This window comes from Hyphobacterium sp. (assembly GCF_043584775.1).
GTDB lineage: Bacteria > Pseudomonadota > Alphaproteobacteria > Caulobacterales > Maricaulaceae > Hyphobacterium.
In genome coordinates this window covers 210,262-225,934 of record NZ_CP121327.1, presented here as the reverse complement: position 1 = coordinate 225,934, position 15,673 = coordinate 210,262, and the positions used below count along the sequence as shown (strand labels likewise).

Below are 15,673 nucleotides of genomic sequence, written 5' to 3'. Positions count from 1 at the left end.
TCAGGCGGCCAGTCGCGCATCCGATCGGCATGCTTTCGCCTTATCTCCACAGCGAACATCGGCCCGAACCGGTTCCACCAGAAACGGATCGTTTCATGCGTGATATCGATGCCCCGTTCGTGGAGCAGATCCTCGACGTTTCGCAGCGAGAGCGGAAAGTGGATGTACATCATCACGGCCAAGCGGATGATCTCGGGCGAAGTTTTGAAATATTTGAACGGATTACGCATCCGGGGAGGCTAGGGAACTACGCCGCCGTGCTCAAGGCGAAGTTCCTCTGACAGAACCATCTGTAGGCTTTTTGGACCTGGTTGTTGTAGGTCACATCGTCATTTCTTCGTCATTACGACGAGAACCAAACGCTTCCTAAATCACAACCCCTAGCCTGTTTCATGGTTGCCGACGGGATACAGCTTTCAAAATATGATTGCCTTCAACCTTTTTTGTCTTTCCCTCACACCCCTTGGCATTAATGTATGGTTAATGCGTTGAGGGCGGCAGCATTAAAACAAGAGTTCTTGCGTTTCGTGTTTTTGACGATGGGGGGAAGGAACGCTGATGGAATCATGGGTTTATATTGGCATCGCTGTTATACTCGTTGTGCTAACTGCAATTGGCGCGGCGAGGTCTTGGGCTAGTCAAAAATCCCGAGCGGACGTTGAAGACATACTCAGTCGCCAGCGGGCGTCCCGGCAACGGGACTATGATGCGGCCAAAAAGGACCTTGAGAAGGCGCAAAAGGAAATAGAAAAATCATACGGCAATGGCGTCATCATCGTTGACTTGATCTGCGATATAAATGATGGCGCAATTGATCGCGACGCCCCAAAATTCATCTCATACCAGCAAGCCGTCCAAGCCCAGCAGTTGATTGATGCTTGGATCGGGATAAAGCGACGGCACCCTACTCTAGTTGTTCTTATGCACACGCTGGGCGGCTACTCTCAACCGGCCCAACTGATTGCCTCAGCCGTTGCCTCCTATCCCGGACCAAAAGTCTGTTTTGTACCATACATAGCAATGTCTGGAGGTACTAAAATTGCGCTGGCTTGTGAGAAAATTCATTTGGGCAACACCGGCGTACTAGGCCCAACCGACACGCAATTCTATGGACATTCCTATGTTGATCTTCAACGTGTGACCGATGACGATAAGCGTACAGATTTGCCAGCAGCGTTGAGATTGGCGACCTTTGCCGCGGAGAAATACGATAAGCATGCAGTCGAGCAAGTCACAAAGGTGACCCACCCAAATCATAATCGGGGAGATAGCGAGAACGTTGGGCAATTGCTCTCCTCTGGTAAGTACTCACATTCCCACTCGATTTACTTTGAGGAGGCCAAGCGAATAGGCCTGAACGTTGACCCCAAGATTCCCAAAGCCATGCGAAAGTACGTGGATGCACGGATAAAAATGATCGACACAAAAATCGAGCAGGAGCTTCAAGCGCTGTTTGGCCCAGCAACCCCGCCGCCTACGCCCAACGACGAGCCTGAGGGCGGCATGCGGCTTGGATGGGCCAGCCGGTAAGGAACGATCATGGTTGCACTAATACTCACTACGCTGTTCGTCGTCGGAACCGTGCTTGGAGCAATCGGTTACCTTCGGCCGCAAATGAGCGGCGCAATTTCTACGAAAATTAATGAGTTTTGGAATAAGGTGGCCGAAGATAACTGGGCCGATGTCCCGGTTCAGTCAGTTCGATTTTTTGTTGAAAGTGGCGAGCGGGCAGCTTACCTAACCACCCAATCTGCTCGAAATCTTTTTGTTGTGATCCCGGTCATAATCGGATCACTTGCGATTGTTCTGTTCATCATCGACCAACCAGAAGGGGCTGTCTCTAACGATTGGAGCCTTGTCAGCTTACTGGACCCTCGGACTCACCCGGCCGCGTGGGCCGCTGCGGGTGTCGCTTTGGCCGCGGTGCTTATTTTCCGATATTTTGAAGGACCACTGGTTGTCGTTGCTAGATTTGTGAAGCTCTCATCCGAACGCGTCAATCTTTATGCAAGTCGCCGCAGTTTCACTGGAATGATTAAGTGGCGTAAGGACCGCATAAAAGAGTTTGAAGAACAGGACGAGCCCGAAAATGGACGGGCTCAACGATCTCGCAAAGCCCGTATCGATAGACTCGAGTGGGAGATTCACAACCTACAAGGTCTTCGTCAAGAAATAACTACTCGGATTGAAACAGTTAGCGAAGAAATCAGTTCTATTTTTAAGTCAAATCTTATTGAAAAGGCGATCGGATCTCTGTTCCGAATTTTCTTGATATCTACGTTGGCGTTATTTTTCTATGTGTATTTCAATTTGTCATATATTTTCCAAGATTATTATAACGCTCTATTTGGTGTTGGACCACTGGACGCCTTTATAAACGTATTTTACATATTGGCTCCTTTAGTTGTTGTGTTCTTGCTGCTTCAAATGCTGGTTCCAGCATTCATTATTTTACTCAACCCAGAGAGTTTGCAGCGTCGGCTTGAGTTGCAGGCAGGGCATAACAGATCGAAACTCAACGACCCGCTAGGCACCAGCCGCGTTTTTCTGTTTCTTTTTGGAATAACGGTGAGCTTAATGCTCACATATTCAGCATTCGTTATCGGTCATTTAATCGACCCCGAAGCCTACGTTCCCCAAACCTTTCAGATGGTGGCGGCGAACGCGATTTTTGATGGCCTGACTTTCTCGGTCACCCTCTTTCTGCTCGGCTATCTGCCCGTTTGGGATAGCGACAATTCGAAAACGATCCTGATACTGGCTGGACTCGTCATTGCGGACTTGATTGTCGCGGCGCTTCTAGCGGTTTGTAGCGCATATTTTGGACTTCTGGGCACAGAGGCAGCTTTGCCGAACTTAACCGACTACCTGTGGTTGCTGGTTGGTGTCGGTCTTGGCGGCCAAGGAACAGAATTCGGACCGTTGTTCTGGGTGATGCACACCGCATTCATTCCCACGATAATCTATCTCATTTATGTGGTCACCTATACGCTGGCGAAAGCTGTTATGGCACTGGTGGTTTGGACCACAAAAGAGGCGGTAGCTGAAAATCGGGGGTTGGCTGCGACGGGAGCCTTTCTTTTGATCTTGGTGGGTTTGTTTCAGGCGATTTGGTTTGGCTTCGCTTGGTCATGACAGCCTCGAGTGATCTCGTAACAATACCATCTCGGGTGCTGTCAGACTAAAGCGAACTGGTTTCAGTTTTCCAGGGAAATCGGAGTTTAGGCGGCGAGTTCACGCCATTCGGCCCGCTTTCACCGCATTCTCGAGGCGAACACTGGACCGAACCGGTTCCACCAGAACCGCACCGTCTCATGGCAAATATCGATGCCGCGCTCGTGCAATGGCGCGGTCAGACGAAAGCGAAGCGGTCTCACATATCCAGGTGAGCTGAAATTGGGCCGCGAGTTGCCGCCATGCTACCAGCGCGGCGGTGCGGCTCTCCTTGAATCAGTTCTGCTGGTTGAGGTGGCGGCCACCGGACGACATCACCGCGAGACGGATGACCTCAGGTGATGTCTTGAAGTAGCGAAATGGGCTCTTGCTCATCCGCCAAAATTATCGACCAACCCGCTAACGGCCCGTTTAATCTGACAACGCCCTTCGAATTCATTGGCCATAGTCTCTTTTTAGGCCTACTGCAGGGGAAGGTCCGCGCTGCAGACTGGGCGTCACGCGCCCCGGTTTTTACCGAAGTCAGGAAATTCCATGAAATCGACCCTGTCCTGGATGGCCCGCCTGGGCACCGGAGCCCTGTCGCTTGGGGCAATAGCCGTCGGGACCGCCGCCTTCAGCGCTGCCGCCGACGCTCAAGACGAATATATCTGGGTGCGTCAGGATACGCCGCCGGTCGACTACGTGCACGCTGTCGGCGCGCCGCAGCGCCCGCTTTGCCGTGTGACTGATAGTCGGGAAATCTCTGGCAGTTTTGGCTCTTTGTGGATCGGCTGGTTTGATGGCACGCGATGCAATGCCTGGTATGCAGGAACTGTCGAAGGCGCGCAGACAACAGATTTACAGTTTCTGGTACCGACACCGGGGCATACAACGCGCTGGGTCGAGATGGCCAGCACGTCGCCGTATCACACGTTCGATGGCGATGCCCTGGTGGGCGGTCACAGTACATATATGAACCGGGATATGCATATTTGCAGCGAGGCCGGTACGACGGGCTTTGTCATTTGGGGCAGGCCAACGGCGGGCGAGGAAGGCTATTGCTCAACGGATTCGCCCGATCATCCTGGCGGTTCTCCACCCATCTACAAGCTGGTTGGCAACATCGTCTCGATCTACGAGTAAGCGGGCGTAAAATTGGCGCGCGGAACATTCACATGGGTGGTGTCAGACAAAAGCGAGCTGGTCTCTGTTTGCCAGCAATTTGGTGAATTAGGCGGCGGAACCGATAACGGCCCGTTTAATTTGACAATGCCCGCCGCTTCCTCTGAGAGGATCCGGTAGGCGGCTGCTATCCAAAAGGAGTCACCGTTTGACGCCCGCAAAACGTACGCCGCTCAGGTCAGCCATATCCCTTTTCCAGGTGGTGACATCACGCAGGTTAAGGTCGCTCAGAGATGCATGACCACAGGCTCGAGCCAACACTTGCATCAGCTCCACGCTGGCTCCGAAATACCGCGACAGACGTTCCGCCCCAACCTGCACATCAAGCCGCTTGCGAAGCTCTGGTTTTTGCGTCGCAACACCAACCGGACAATTGTTGGAATTGCACATCCGCGCAGCTATGCACCCAACTGCCTGCATGGCAGAGTTGCTAACCGCGATTGCATCAGCACCCATCGCCATCGCTTTTACGAAGTCTTCGGCGACGCGCAAACCACCCGTGATAACAAGAGTCACTTCGCGGCCTGTTTTGGCGTCAAGGTGCGCGCGTGCCCGCGCAAGCGCAGGAATTGTCGGAACAGAAATATGATCACGGAAAATCAACGGGGCTGCCCCCGTTCCACCGCCACGCCCATCAAGGATGATGTAGTCAGCGCTTGCTTCCAAGGCAAAGTCGATGTCGTCTTCGATGTGATTGGCTGACAGTTTAAAGCCAATGGGGATGCCGCCGGACCGTTCGCGCACCTGATCGGCAATGCGTTTGAAATCCGCAGGCGTGTGCAAATCCGGGAACGTCGCCGGGGAAATCGCCGCTTGACCGGGCTTCAACCCCCGAACTTCGGCGATCTTGCCTTGCACTTTGTCGCCGGGTAGATGCCCGCCAGTGCCGGTTTTGGCGCCTTGGCCGCCTTTGAAGTGGAACGCTTGAACACGGGCGGCGAGGTCTAGATCCCAACCAAATTTGGCGGATGCCAATTCATATAGATAGCGGGTATTCTCGGCTTGTTCTTCGGGCAGCATACCGCCTTCGCCTGAACAAATTCCGGTACCTGCCATCTGCGCACCACGTGATAGTGCGGTCTTTGCTTCTTCAGACAATGCGCCATAACTCATGTCTGAAACGAAAAGGGGTATATCCAATTGCAACGGTTTCGCGGCACGCGGGCCAATGGTCACGGATGTAGCTACGGGGACGTGATCTAACAATGGTTTACGGGCCATCTGAGCGGGCAAAACCTGAATGTCGTCCCAGTGCGGTAAATCTTTGCGCGGCACACCCATCGCACCCATTTCTCCGTGGTGACCCAGTTTTGAAAGCCCGTCACGGGCCAGTGCATGGATGCGTGCAACGGTCGGTTCTTCCGGAGTAGGATTCGCTGTTGGAACGTCCGTTTTCGGCTTTGGGGATGGGTCACCGACGGCCAGATCGCCGAGGCTGGCGTGGGTTCCATCACAAAAAGGGCCAGATCCGGTCGCCTTGCACTGGCATAGTGCTGCTCCGCCCGTGGTTTCGGCGGTAAAATTGAGTGGTGTTATGTCAGTTCCAGCATGGGACCCGTCACAAAACGGCTGACTTTTGGACATGCCGCACTGACACCAATAATAGTCCTTTCCCTTTTCCAAATCGACTTTGGCAGGGTGTTTCGCGGCAATGATTGGTATGGATTTTGTCATGTTGAGATCTTTCGATGTAAGCCGTCGTTTCTGCAGGCGTCAATTGGTCGAGGGCCGCCCTGTGACGAAATTATAGGAGCTCTCTACAAGCTGGGCGACGACTTCAAGCTCGCTTTCCGTTGTTGGCGTGAATATCATGACGAATCCTTCCCAAGGTGCTGTCAGAACAAAGCGAAGCGGTCTCGAAAAAACCGCCGGAAATCCCGAATAGAGTCGATTTCCATACCGGCATTTCACCGGCAATCCGGTAACGAGCCGTTTAATCTGACAATGCCCACAGCACCGGCTGCTTTTACCGGCTCCCCGTTTTCCGAGCGACAGCAAGCGTTGCGTCTCGAGGGTAATCGTTTCATGCTTTGCGAACGCAGGGGACGATCATGCAAGCTGAGAGTTTGAAGGGCCGGGCAATTCAGTTCTATCGCCGCCGGCATGATAAGCCAGACGGCCGCTCGCTTTATCTCTATGGCTATGAACCCCATTCTGGCGAGCCGGGCCAGGAGTTCGAAGACCCGGTTTCTTCCGCCTCAGAGATGCGGTTCCACCCCTTGCGGCAGGAATGGGCGTTATACTCGCCGCATCGGCAGAATCGGACTTTCCAGCCCTCCAAGGCGGCCAATCCGCTCGCCCCGGCCACACCGGGCGGCGCGATCACCGAGATCCCGTTTTTTGACTTTGAACTGGCGGTGTTCGGCAATCGCTTTCCCAGCCTGCATCCCGAGGCGCCCGATCCAATAGCGGCGATCTGGAAAACCCAACCCGCCAGAGGCGATGCGGAAGTCGTGGTCTATTCACCCGAAGATACCGGCTCGCTCGCGACCATAGGGCAGGACAGGCGTATCCTTCTGATCGAAGCGATGATCGACCGTTATCAGCATCATTTTGAGGCCGGTGCTGCTTGTGTTCTACCCTTTGAAAATCGAGGCGAAGCCGTGGGCGTAACGCTCTCTCATCCGCATGGCCAGATTTATGCCTTTCCTGTGGTTCCAGAGCCGCAGGCGAAAGCCGAAGCCGCCTTTGCCGCTGGCTATGATCTGGAGGCAGATCGCCGTTCCTGGGGCAAAGATTTCGCGATAGCCGAGGCGGGCAGTTTGCAATCCTGGTGCCCGCCTTTTGCGCGGTTTCCTAATGAAGTCTGGATCTCGACACAGGCTCGGCGCGCGGGACCCTGGGAGTTTTCAGCGGAGGAGGTCGAAGGTCTTGCCACCCTGCTCGGCGATACGGTGGCGCGATACGATCGCCTGTTTGAACTGCCGATGCCGTATATGATGAGTTTTCAGGCGGCTCCGGCGGATACGTCCGGCGCCTTCCAGTTCACCGTTCAATTCTATCCCATCATGCGTTCGGCGGGACGTTTGAAATATCTCGCCAGTGTTGAGCAAGCGACGGGCATTTTTACCGTCGATGTGGATCCAAAGGCGGCGGCGAAGGCGCTGCGGGACACCTGATGAACTTGCAAAGCTGGACACCGGGCCGGGTGAATCTGATCGGCGAATGGATCGATTTCAATGGCGGAACCGTCCTGCCGGCATCCCTGCCGCTCGGCGTTGAGATCACCTTAGAGTCAAGCCCGGATCGCTTTGATCATGTGACCTCGGCCCAGTTTCCTGGAACGGCTTCAGCGGAGCAGAATGCGCCAGCGCAGAAGCACTGGGCGGATTATGTTTTTGGCGCCCTTAAGGCGGCCCGCAAACAGCGCTGGATCAAAGGCGCGCAGGCGGTTCATCTCGACAGCATAATTCCGGCGGGGGCAGGTGTGTCTTCATCCGCCGCGGTTACCGTAGGCGTGCTTAAGGCCTGTGCTCCGAACGGCGTCGATCCAACAAGGATCGCGCTTCTCGCTCAATCGGTAGAGAATGATTTCATCGGCGTTCCTTGCGGGATCATGGACCAGATGGCGGTCGCCCATGCCCGACCCGGCGAAGCGCTCGCACTGAACACCCGCACATTGAACATTGAACAGCTGGCGATCCCGGAAGGCTGGACGTTTGCCGTCATTCATTCCGGTATTGAACGCAAGCTGGCGGATGGACGCTATAAAGAACGGCGCGATGACTGTCTGGCGGCGGCAAAGCTTCTCGGCGTCGATTATTTGTGCGATGCCGAAGACCTGTCCGCCTTGCCACCAGACCTTCATCCCATCGGCCAACACGTGCTAAGCGAGGGTGCCCGTTCCAGAGCCGCAATCATCGCTTTGCGCGACTCAGACGCTCGCGCTTTCGGTGATCAGATGACGGCCAGCCATGCCTCCCTGCGGGATGACTTCAAGGTCTCAACGCCGGAAATAGATGCTCTCGTCGATGATGCCGTGAAGCTGGGTGCCCGCGGCGCGCGCATCACGGGCGCCGGTTTCGGAGGCTGCATTGTCGCGCTGCTGGAGGACAACAAACCCGCACAGTGGTGGACAAATCTTCATGCAGCCCACCCCGCTTCCCGCTGGATTTGCGATGTCAAAGCCGGTTAGCGTGTCGGAAGGGAGAGCGTGATGAAAATTCTCGTGCTCGGCGGGGCCGGCTATATCGGCTCGCATGTTTGCAAAGCCCTTGCCGCGCGCGGCGATACACCTGTCGTGTTCGATAATCTGTCCACTGGGCACCGCACATTCGTGCAGTGGGGCGACCTTGCGGAAGGCGATATTCGCGATGCGTCCTCGCTCGACGACGCCTTTGCGCTGCATAAACCCGATGCCGCCATGCATTTTGCCGCTTCCATTGAAGTCGGCATTGGCGAGCGGGAACCCTTGGCATTCTGGCAGAATAATGTCGCCGGCACGCTGAATGTTCTGGAGTCCATGGCCCGGCATGACTGCGTACACTTTGTGTTTTCATCGACCTGCGCGGTCTATGGCCAGCCGGATCGTTTGCCGATAAGAGAAGAAGAACCGCGAAAGGCGGGCAATGTCTATGGACGCACCAAGCTGGCGGTAGAACGCATTCTGGAAGATGTCTCCGCCGCCTCGCCCTTACGGTTTGCGGCGCTTCGTTATTTCAATGCGGCCGGGGCCAGCCCGGAGGCCGAGATCGGTGAGAAGCATGACCCGGAAACCCACCTTATTCCCAACGCGCTGAAAGCGGCAGCCGGTGTTATCGAGCGCTTTCACCTGTTCGGTGATGACTATCAAACGCGAGACGGCACCTGCGTGCGGGACTTTATCCATGTCGAGGATCTGGCAGCGGGTCATCTGGCAGCGCTGGATCGGCTGGTTGCTGGCCATCAGAGCTTCGCCTGCAATCTGGGCACCGGTCAGGGTACGACCGTGAAAGAGATCATCTCAGCTGTCGAAACAATAACCGGCAAGCCAGTGCCGTTGGACATTCACCCAAGGAGACCGGGGGATGCCGCAAAGCTCTATGCTGATAACGGAAAGGCGCGCGACCTGCTGGGCTTCAATCCAGCCCGCTCCGACATTCAGACGATTGTCGAGGACGCCTGGCGTTTTCATCAAAGGGATTGGGCACTGTGAAGGCGCGGCTGGAAGGTGAAACGCTCTCCCTGATGGTCGAGCAGGGCGAAGATGGCTGCGCACATCTTGTCTGGTTTGGACCCAAAGAGTTTGAGGAAATGGCGGGCGTTCCAGCGTTTCAGCGGCTCCCGGCCAGTCCGGATTTTCCCGTCGGCCCGGTGCTGATGCCGGAGCACGGCAACGGGTTTCACGGCAATCCGCAGATCGAAGCCCATGGTGTTTCATCCAATCGTCGTATCCGGCTGGCTTCGCCTGTCATCGAGGCCAACTCAGAACTGATCTGCCTCGTTAGCAAGGATGAATCTGCCGGTTTGTCCGTGCAGTGCGGGATCAGGTTCGAAGGCGATGCCCTGATTATTGAAACCAATGCGGTAAATGGCGGAATCGAGCCCACGTGTATCACCCGACTGGCCTCGGCCCTTTTGCCTGCACCCCATTGGGCCAAGGAAGTCCTGACCCATGCGGGGGCCTGGGGCCGTGAGGGTCATGTGGCACTGCGGGCTTTTGAAACCGGGCGGGTTGAACAGCTCGGCCGCGGGGGACGGCCCGGCTTTGATGGCGGGCCAACGCTGACGCTTCTGGACGACCGCGCCAATGAACATTCAGGCAAGGCCCTGACAGCTCATCTGGCATGGAGTGGCCCCTTTCGTCTGGCGGCAGAGCGGGCGGTGGATGGCACCGGACAAATTCTGGCCGAACAACTCTTCGCGCCGGGCGAATGTACTCTCGAGCCCGGAGAGCACCTCGATCTCCCTCCGGCTATTCTGGCGCTTTCACATTCCGGCCTGCAGGGTGTTTCGGACATTTTCCATCAGGAATTCCGTCGGCGCTCTGAGCCCCTCAAACGCCGTGTTCACTTCAACACCTGGGAAGCGCGATATTTCGAGGTCAATGAAGGCGATTGCATTGAGTTGGCGCAACAAGCCGCCGAACTCGGTATTGAGCGCTTCGTACTCGATGATGGCTGGTTCAACGGCCGGAATGACGACGCCACCAGCCTCGGTGACTGGGTGGTTGATGAAGAAAAATTCCCCGATGGCCTTAGCCCTCTGATCGACGCAGTCCATGCGGCCGGTATGGATTTTGGCCTCTGGGTTGAACCCGAAATGGTCAGCCCGGACAGCGACCTCTATCGCGCGCACCCGGACTGGGTGCTGGGTTATCCCGAAACCGGATTGCCGACTGGCCGCAACCAGCTCGTCCTCGACCTCGCCCTTCCGAAAGTTCAATGCTTTCTCTTTTCATCGATCAGTGGACTGCTGGATCTGTGGCCGATCGTCTATCTGAAATGGGATTGCAATCGCGACCTCTATCCGGCCACACGCAATGGTGTTGCGCGCGCCGGATTGCAAACAGATGGGCTCTACGCCCTGCTGAACCGATTGCGGGACGCCCACCCGAATGTCGAAATTGAAAGCTGCGCCAGTGGGGGCGGCCGGATTGACGCCGGCATCGCGCGCTATGCCCAGCGATTCTGGACGAGCGATGCGACCGATGCCATCGACCGCATTCGTATCCAGCGTGCGGCCAGCCTGATTGTCCCGCCGGAAATGCTCGGCGCCCACATTGGCCCCAGCCCCAACCCCATGACCGGCCGGCAGATTCCAATGGCTTTCCGGGTGCTGACCGCATTTTTTGGACATCTGGGACTGGAGGCGGATCCAGCAATGCTGGGCGGTCAGGATCGTGCGGTCTTGATGCGAGGTATTGATCTCTACAAACGTCACCGTGACTGGATGAGTGAAGGACGGCTGGTCCGGATCGGTGAAGCGGGTGATGATCCGGATGTCCAGATTCTGGCGTCCGAAACAGGCGATCAGGCGCTCTTGCGTATCCTGCGTCTCAACACGCCGGAGCGCCCGCTTCAGTCGCGCATCCAACTGGCGGGACTGGAAAGAGCAGCGAAATACGAGCTCAATGAAATCGCCCTCGAAGGCGAACCAGACCTCTGGCCAGTTGGCCAGTATTCGGGCGCAGGCCTGATGGCAAAGGGCCTGGCGCTTGATCCTGGCAAAGCGCTGATGGGCCGTCTTATCCATCTGAAAAGGATCACCTGATGCGGTTGGGCGTTTGTTATTATCCGGAACACTGGCCGGAAGAAAAATGGGCCGATGATGCACGCCAGATGGCCGAGCTTGGTTTGTCTTGCGTCCGGATCGGGGAATTTGCCTGGGCGAAATTCGAACCCGAACCGGGCCAGTATGATTGGGACTGGTTTGACCGCGCCATCGAGACGCTCCACGCGGAAGGTCTTGGGATAATCCTCGGAACGCCGACGGCCACACCTCCGAAATGGCTGATCGACCGGCATCCGGACATTCTGGCGCAAGATGAACACGGTCGCCCGCGCCGCTTTGGTTCGCGCCGCCATTATTGCTTCTCCAGCGAAACCTATCGCCGGGAATGCCGTGGAATCGTAACCGAGATGGTCCGGCGCTATGGCGAACATCCCGGCGTGGCGATGTGGCAGACTGATAACGAATATGGCTGTCACGATACGGTGGAAAGCTATTCACCTGCTGCGCAAGCCTCTTTCCGGGTCTGGCTGGAAAACCGCTACGGCACAATCGAGACCCTGAATGACGCCTGGGGCGCGGTTTTCTGGAGCCAGACCTATCGGTCGTTTGAAGAGGTAGATCCGCCTGGCGCAACGGTTACCGAGGCAAATCCGTCTCATCGGCTGGATTTCCAGCGTTTTTCTTCCGATCAGGTTGCCAGCTTTAATAGCGAACAGGTCAAGATCATCCGTGAGTTTTCACCGGGACGCGAGATCACACATAACTTTATGGGCGCGTTCACGGCATTTGATCACCACAAGGTCGGGGCCGATCTCCATATTGCGACCTGGGACAGCTATCCGCTGGGATTCCTGGATCTCATGCCGCTGCCCGAAGATCTCAAACGATACTGGCTGCGTCAGGGCCATCCGGATTTCCAAGCCTTCCATCACGATCTTTATCGCGGATGTTCACCCAAATGGGGGGTGATGGAACAACAACCCGGCCCGGTGAACTGGGCGCCCTATAATCCTGCACCACTGCCCGGCATGGTCCGGCTCTGGTCGCTGGAAGCGATCGCCCATGGTGCCGATCTGGTCAGCTGGTTTCGATGGCGGCAGGTGCCTTTTGCGCAGGAACACATGCACGCCGGGCTCCAGCGCCCGGATGGCGCACCCGCCCCGGCCTATGATGAAGCCCGTCAGGTCGCGGCAGATTTGGAGGAGATCAAGTCAGGCCAAACAACCCGCAGCGATGTCGCCCTGATCTTCGATTATGAAGGCCAATGGGCGCATATGATCCAGCCGCAAGGACAGGGCATGGATTTGTTGCGGCAAGCGTTTGAAACCTATTCCGCGCTGCGGCAGCTCGGGCTTTCCATCGATATTCTGCCGCAGTCAGCTGACCTGACAGGCTATAAGCTCATCATTCTGCCCGGCCTTCCAATCCTGAATCCGGTATTGATCAAGCAGTTGAAAGAAACGCCCGGAACGATTCTGGCTTTGCCGCGCACCGGGTCCAAAACCGACAATTTCCACATTCCCGAAACGCTCGCGCCGGGCGCGCTGCAACCGCTTATGCCAATCCAGGTGACCCGGGTGGAGAGCCTGCGACCGTCAGTGACCGAGACCGCGATCTGGGTGGATAGCGAGCGCAGAGTTATCAACTGGCGTGAACATGTTGAATTGCCTGCCCCCGACAGTGAACTGGGCGTGCATGTTGAAGCGTGTTTCGCGGACGGGTCACCGTTCTGGATCGAGGCGGGGCAGGTCCATTATCTGGCGGGCTGGCCAGACAATGAGGCTGCGGTGAACATTTTCGGTGTCATCGCCAAGCGAGCCGGACTTGAACCCAGACTCCTTGGCCTTAGCTTGCGCTTGCGCCGATTGGGCCACCTCGAATTTGCCTTCAATTACGGGCTCGACGCAGAGACATTGGAAGGCTTTGTCCCGGATAATGCCGAGTTCCTGATCGGCGGAATGGATCTGCCTCCGGCTGGCGTTGCGGCCTGGAAAACCTAGCGCGGCAAGCCCAAGAATTCCGCCCGGTTGCCCAGGATCAGCCGATTGTAGATTAGCGAGATTGCGATCGAGGCGATCAGTGTGATCAGCATCAGATGGATGTAGTGCAGCGGCGTCCAGACGAAGGTGAAGCCGGCATAGATCATTGTGCCGGACAAAACGCCCGTCATTGCCGCACCGGCGCCCACATTGCGGAAAACCAGCCCGACAATGAAGGCTGACAGGATCGGCATCGACAACAGTCCGAAGAGTTGCTGGACCAGGTTGATGATGCTTTCAGCGCTTTGATAGACCGGCACAAGAAAGATGGCGAGGCCGACGAAGATCAGGGTGATGACCAGATTCATCCGGCCGACATTCGGCGTGGAATCGAAATAGGTTTCGTGAATATCCAGCACATAAAGCGTGGTGGAAGAGTTCAGCACCGAGTTGAAACTGGTCAGCACGGCGGCTGCGATCATCGCTGCAAACGCACCGGACAACCAGGGCGGCAGAACCGCGCCGACGATCTGGCCATAGGCGGCATCACCGACATCCCCGAACAGCTTGTAAGCGACAATGCCGGGAATTACGACAATGGCCGGGACGATCAACAGGCGGATCCCGGCCGCTGCCAGAACGCCTTTCTGGGCTTCGCGTAGACTCTTCGCCGCCATGGCACGTTGGGTAATGGTCTGATTGGTGCTCCAGTAAAAAATCTGGATGAAAATCATGCCGGTCAGCAGGGTGTGCCAGGGGATGGGCGAGTCATTATCGCCGATCATGGTCAGGCGCTCGGCCGGAATACCCGACAGATCAAAATCAATGGCCAGCAGGGCCAGGATGACAACCAGAACGGCGACACCCAGCACGCCGACGCCCGAAATGGCATCAGAGACCGCAACCGCTCTTAAGCCCCCGAAAATGGCATAAGCCGATCCGATCAACGCCAGTGGAATGGCAAAGGCCAGGATCGGCCATTCGACCCCGAACATGGATTTCAGGAAAAGCGAGCCGGTATAAAGCATGACCGGCAGGAACACGATGATATTGCCGAGCAGGAAAAGCGCCGCGATCAACGCTCTGATATTCTTGTCATTATAGCGCTGGCCCAGCAGCTCGGTCGTGGTGCGGCAATTATTCTTGTAGTAGATCGGCAGGAAAACAAAGGCGAGGATGATCAGCCCGACAACGGCTGCCAGCTCCCACCAGGCCAGCAGAGCCATCTGGTTTCCATTCATGCCCACCAGCTGATCCGTTGAAAGATTGGTCAGCGTGATGGAGCCGGCCACCAGGATCCAGCCCAAGCTGCGCCCGGCGAGGAAGTACTCGCTTTCGTCGTCGGTGGTCGTTTTCTTCATCGCGGAAACGCGCCACCAGGTGAGCACGCCAATTGCCAGCGTCAGTGCCGCGAAAATTCCAACCTGTAACGGATCAAGTGCCAGATTATCAGCCATGTCGCCCCCTTGTTCGACCATGAACGATTCGACGGGTGTTGTCAGACAAAAGCGAAGGGGTCTCGGTATTCTAGCATAAGCGAACTTTAGGCGGCGAGATCCCGCCATTCTTCCAGCGCGGTCTGCCGGCTCTCCTTGAACCGGTCGCGGTGACGAAACGCCGTGAGAAAGAGTGGCGGTGGATAGACAACACGAATCGAACCGCGCGCCCGTCAGAAGTGACATGGATAACGCGGCGGTCGGATCGGCGACATGTCCGAGCCCAATTCCTATTCGGCGGGGAGTGCGAGCCCGTTGGCGTGCAGGAGACACCACCCGCCGGATTGCAAGGACCAGGTTTCGACCAGTGCAGACCTCGAACTGGATTCCTCACCGTCCGGCCCTGTGTAGGTTTCGGCTACATTGCGCCGTACGAAAGCATGCTTGCCCGAAAGCGTCACCTGAATCCATTCGGTTTCTCTTTCCGAGACCCGCCAGCCTTCATCCCACCAACCCCGAACACCGTCCAGCCAGGAATTCTTGTCTGATGTCTCATCGGATCCAGGCGTCCAACGGGTAAATCCGGGGCAGAGCGATCCGGCATAAACATCCGGTCCCCCGCCATCAGTTTCGGAACTTTCGGACAATCGCGCGATTGCTTCCAGCACCGGAGCCGTTTCGTCAGCCTGCACCGAGGGCGACATCGCCAGGGCAAGTAATTCGATCATGTTTGCATTCTCCGATTGGTAGATTTGTCTCGCCTGGGCA

At 56.4% G+C, this 15,673-nt stretch carries 11 protein-coding genes and 2 pseudogenes; 8 read left to right on the top strand and 5 right to left on the bottom strand.

Going from position 1 to position 15,673, the window contains the following annotated elements; translation table 11 throughout:
• Window positions 1-14: 14 nt before the first annotated feature.
• Window positions 15-230: pseudogene (locus P0D52_RS01135) on the bottom strand (IS6 family transposase); the annotation flags it as partial.
• Window positions 231-558: 328 nt separating this feature from the next.
• On the opposite strand from P0D52_RS01135, the gene P0D52_RS01130 reads away from it, so the two are divergent.
• Entirely contained in the window at window positions 559-1,530 is a 972-nt protein-coding gene (locus P0D52_RS01130; protein ID WP_394693610.1) for a hypothetical protein, read from the top strand.
• A gap of 9 nt (window positions 1,531-1,539) precedes the next feature.
• Window positions 1,540-3,135, top strand: a complete 1,596-nt coding sequence (locus P0D52_RS01125; RefSeq protein ID WP_394693609.1) for a hypothetical protein — start codon at window positions 1,540-1,542, stop codon at window positions 3,133-3,135.
• A gap of 122 nt (window positions 3,136-3,257) precedes the next feature.
• Here the strand turns inward: P0D52_RS01125 and P0D52_RS01120 are convergent.
• A pseudogene (locus tag P0D52_RS01120) lies at window positions 3,258-3,380 on the bottom strand (IS6 family transposase); the annotation flags it as partial.
• Between the two features lie 328 nt (window positions 3,381-3,708).
• Between P0D52_RS01120 and P0D52_RS01115 the strand changes: the two are divergent.
• Entirely contained in the window at window positions 3,709-4,299 is a 591-nt protein-coding gene (locus P0D52_RS01115; RefSeq protein ID WP_394693608.1) for a hypothetical protein, read from the top strand.
• A gap of 180 nt (window positions 4,300-4,479) precedes the next feature.
• On the opposite strand, the gene P0D52_RS01110 is transcribed toward P0D52_RS01115, so the two are convergent.
• Window positions 4,480-6,012, bottom strand: a complete 1,533-nt coding sequence (locus tag P0D52_RS01110) for a glutamate synthase-related protein (RefSeq protein WP_394693607.1) — start codon at window positions 6,010-6,012, stop codon at window positions 4,480-4,482.
• Window positions 6,013-6,389: 377 nt separating this feature from the next.
• On the opposite strand from P0D52_RS01110, the gene P0D52_RS01105 reads away from it, so the two are divergent.
• From P0D52_RS01105 to P0D52_RS01085, 5 genes are read left to right on the top strand one after another with little or no spacing between them, the layout of a single operon-like run.
• On the top strand, window positions 6,390-7,457 hold the full coding sequence (locus P0D52_RS01105; RefSeq protein WP_394693606.1) for a galactose-1-phosphate uridylyltransferase: 1,068 nt from the start codon (window positions 6,390-6,392) through the stop codon (window positions 7,455-7,457).
• Window positions 7,457-8,473 carry a galactokinase gene (locus P0D52_RS01100; RefSeq protein ID WP_394693605.1) on the top strand — a complete coding sequence of 339 codons (1,017 nt, stop codon included), beginning with the start codon at window positions 7,457-7,459 and terminating at the stop codon, window positions 8,471-8,473. Before P0D52_RS01105 ends, P0D52_RS01100 begins: the two co-directional genes overlap by 1 nt.
• Before the next feature lie 21 nt (window positions 8,474-8,494).
• Entirely contained in the window at window positions 8,495-9,472 is a 978-nt protein-coding gene (galE, locus tag P0D52_RS01095) for a UDP-glucose 4-epimerase GalE (RefSeq protein ID WP_394693604.1), read from the top strand.
• On the top strand, window positions 9,469-11,529 hold the full coding sequence (locus P0D52_RS01090) for an alpha-galactosidase (RefSeq protein WP_394693603.1): 2,061 nt from the start codon (window positions 9,469-9,471) through the stop codon (window positions 11,527-11,529). Before galE ends, P0D52_RS01090 begins: the two co-directional genes overlap by 4 nt.
• Window positions 11,529-13,490 (top strand): beta-galactosidase, encoded by a 1,962-nt coding sequence (locus tag P0D52_RS01085; protein WP_394693602.1) that lies wholly within the window; start codon window positions 11,529-11,531, stop codon window positions 13,488-13,490. Before P0D52_RS01090 ends, P0D52_RS01085 begins: the two co-directional genes overlap by 1 nt.
• On the opposite strand, the gene P0D52_RS01080 is transcribed toward P0D52_RS01085, so the two are convergent.
• Window positions 13,487-14,926, bottom strand: coding sequence for an SLC5 family protein (locus P0D52_RS01080; RefSeq protein ID WP_394693601.1), 1,440 nt, complete (start codon window positions 14,924-14,926; stop codon window positions 13,487-13,489). The two genes, P0D52_RS01085 and P0D52_RS01080, sit on opposite strands and share 4 nt — an antisense overlap.
• 269 nt (window positions 14,927-15,195) lie before the next feature.
• A complete protein-coding gene (locus P0D52_RS01075; protein WP_394693600.1) occupies window positions 15,196-15,633 on the bottom strand; it encodes a hypothetical protein in 438 nt (145 codons plus the stop codon).
• Window positions 15,634-15,673 lie beyond the last annotated feature (40 nt).

Bases quoted from the DNA above. Each gene is read 5' to 3' on its own strand.
- P0D52_RS01130 (WP_394693610.1), top strand. From the start codon at position 559: ATGGAATCATGGGTTTATATTGGCATCGCTGTTATACTCGTTGTGCTA.
- P0D52_RS01125 (WP_394693609.1), top strand. From the start codon at position 1,540: ATGGTTGCACTAATACTCACTACGCTGTTCGTCGTCGGAACCGTGCTT.
- P0D52_RS01115 (WP_394693608.1), top strand. From the start codon at position 3,709: ATGAAATCGACCCTGTCCTGGATGGCCCGCCTGGGCACCGGAGCCCTG.
- P0D52_RS01110 (WP_394693607.1), bottom strand. From the start codon at position 6,012: ATGACAAAATCCATACCAATCATTGCCGCGAAACACCCTGCCAAAGTC.
- P0D52_RS01105 (WP_394693606.1), top strand. From the start codon at position 6,390: ATGCAAGCTGAGAGTTTGAAGGGCCGGGCAATTCAGTTCTATCGCCGC.
- P0D52_RS01100 (WP_394693605.1), top strand. From the start codon at position 7,457: ATGAACTTGCAAAGCTGGACACCGGGCCGGGTGAATCTGATCGGCGAA.
- galE (WP_394693604.1), top strand. From the start codon at position 8,495: ATGAAAATTCTCGTGCTCGGCGGGGCCGGCTATATCGGCTCGCATGTT.
- P0D52_RS01085 (WP_394693602.1), top strand. From the start codon at position 11,529: ATGCGGTTGGGCGTTTGTTATTATCCGGAACACTGGCCGGAAGAAAAA.
- P0D52_RS01080 (WP_394693601.1), bottom strand. From the start codon at position 14,926: ATGGCTGATAATCTGGCACTTGATCCGTTACAGGTTGGAATTTTCGCG.
- P0D52_RS01075 (WP_394693600.1), bottom strand. From the start codon at position 15,633: ATGATCGAATTACTTGCCCTGGCGATGTCGCCCTCGGTGCAGGCTGAC.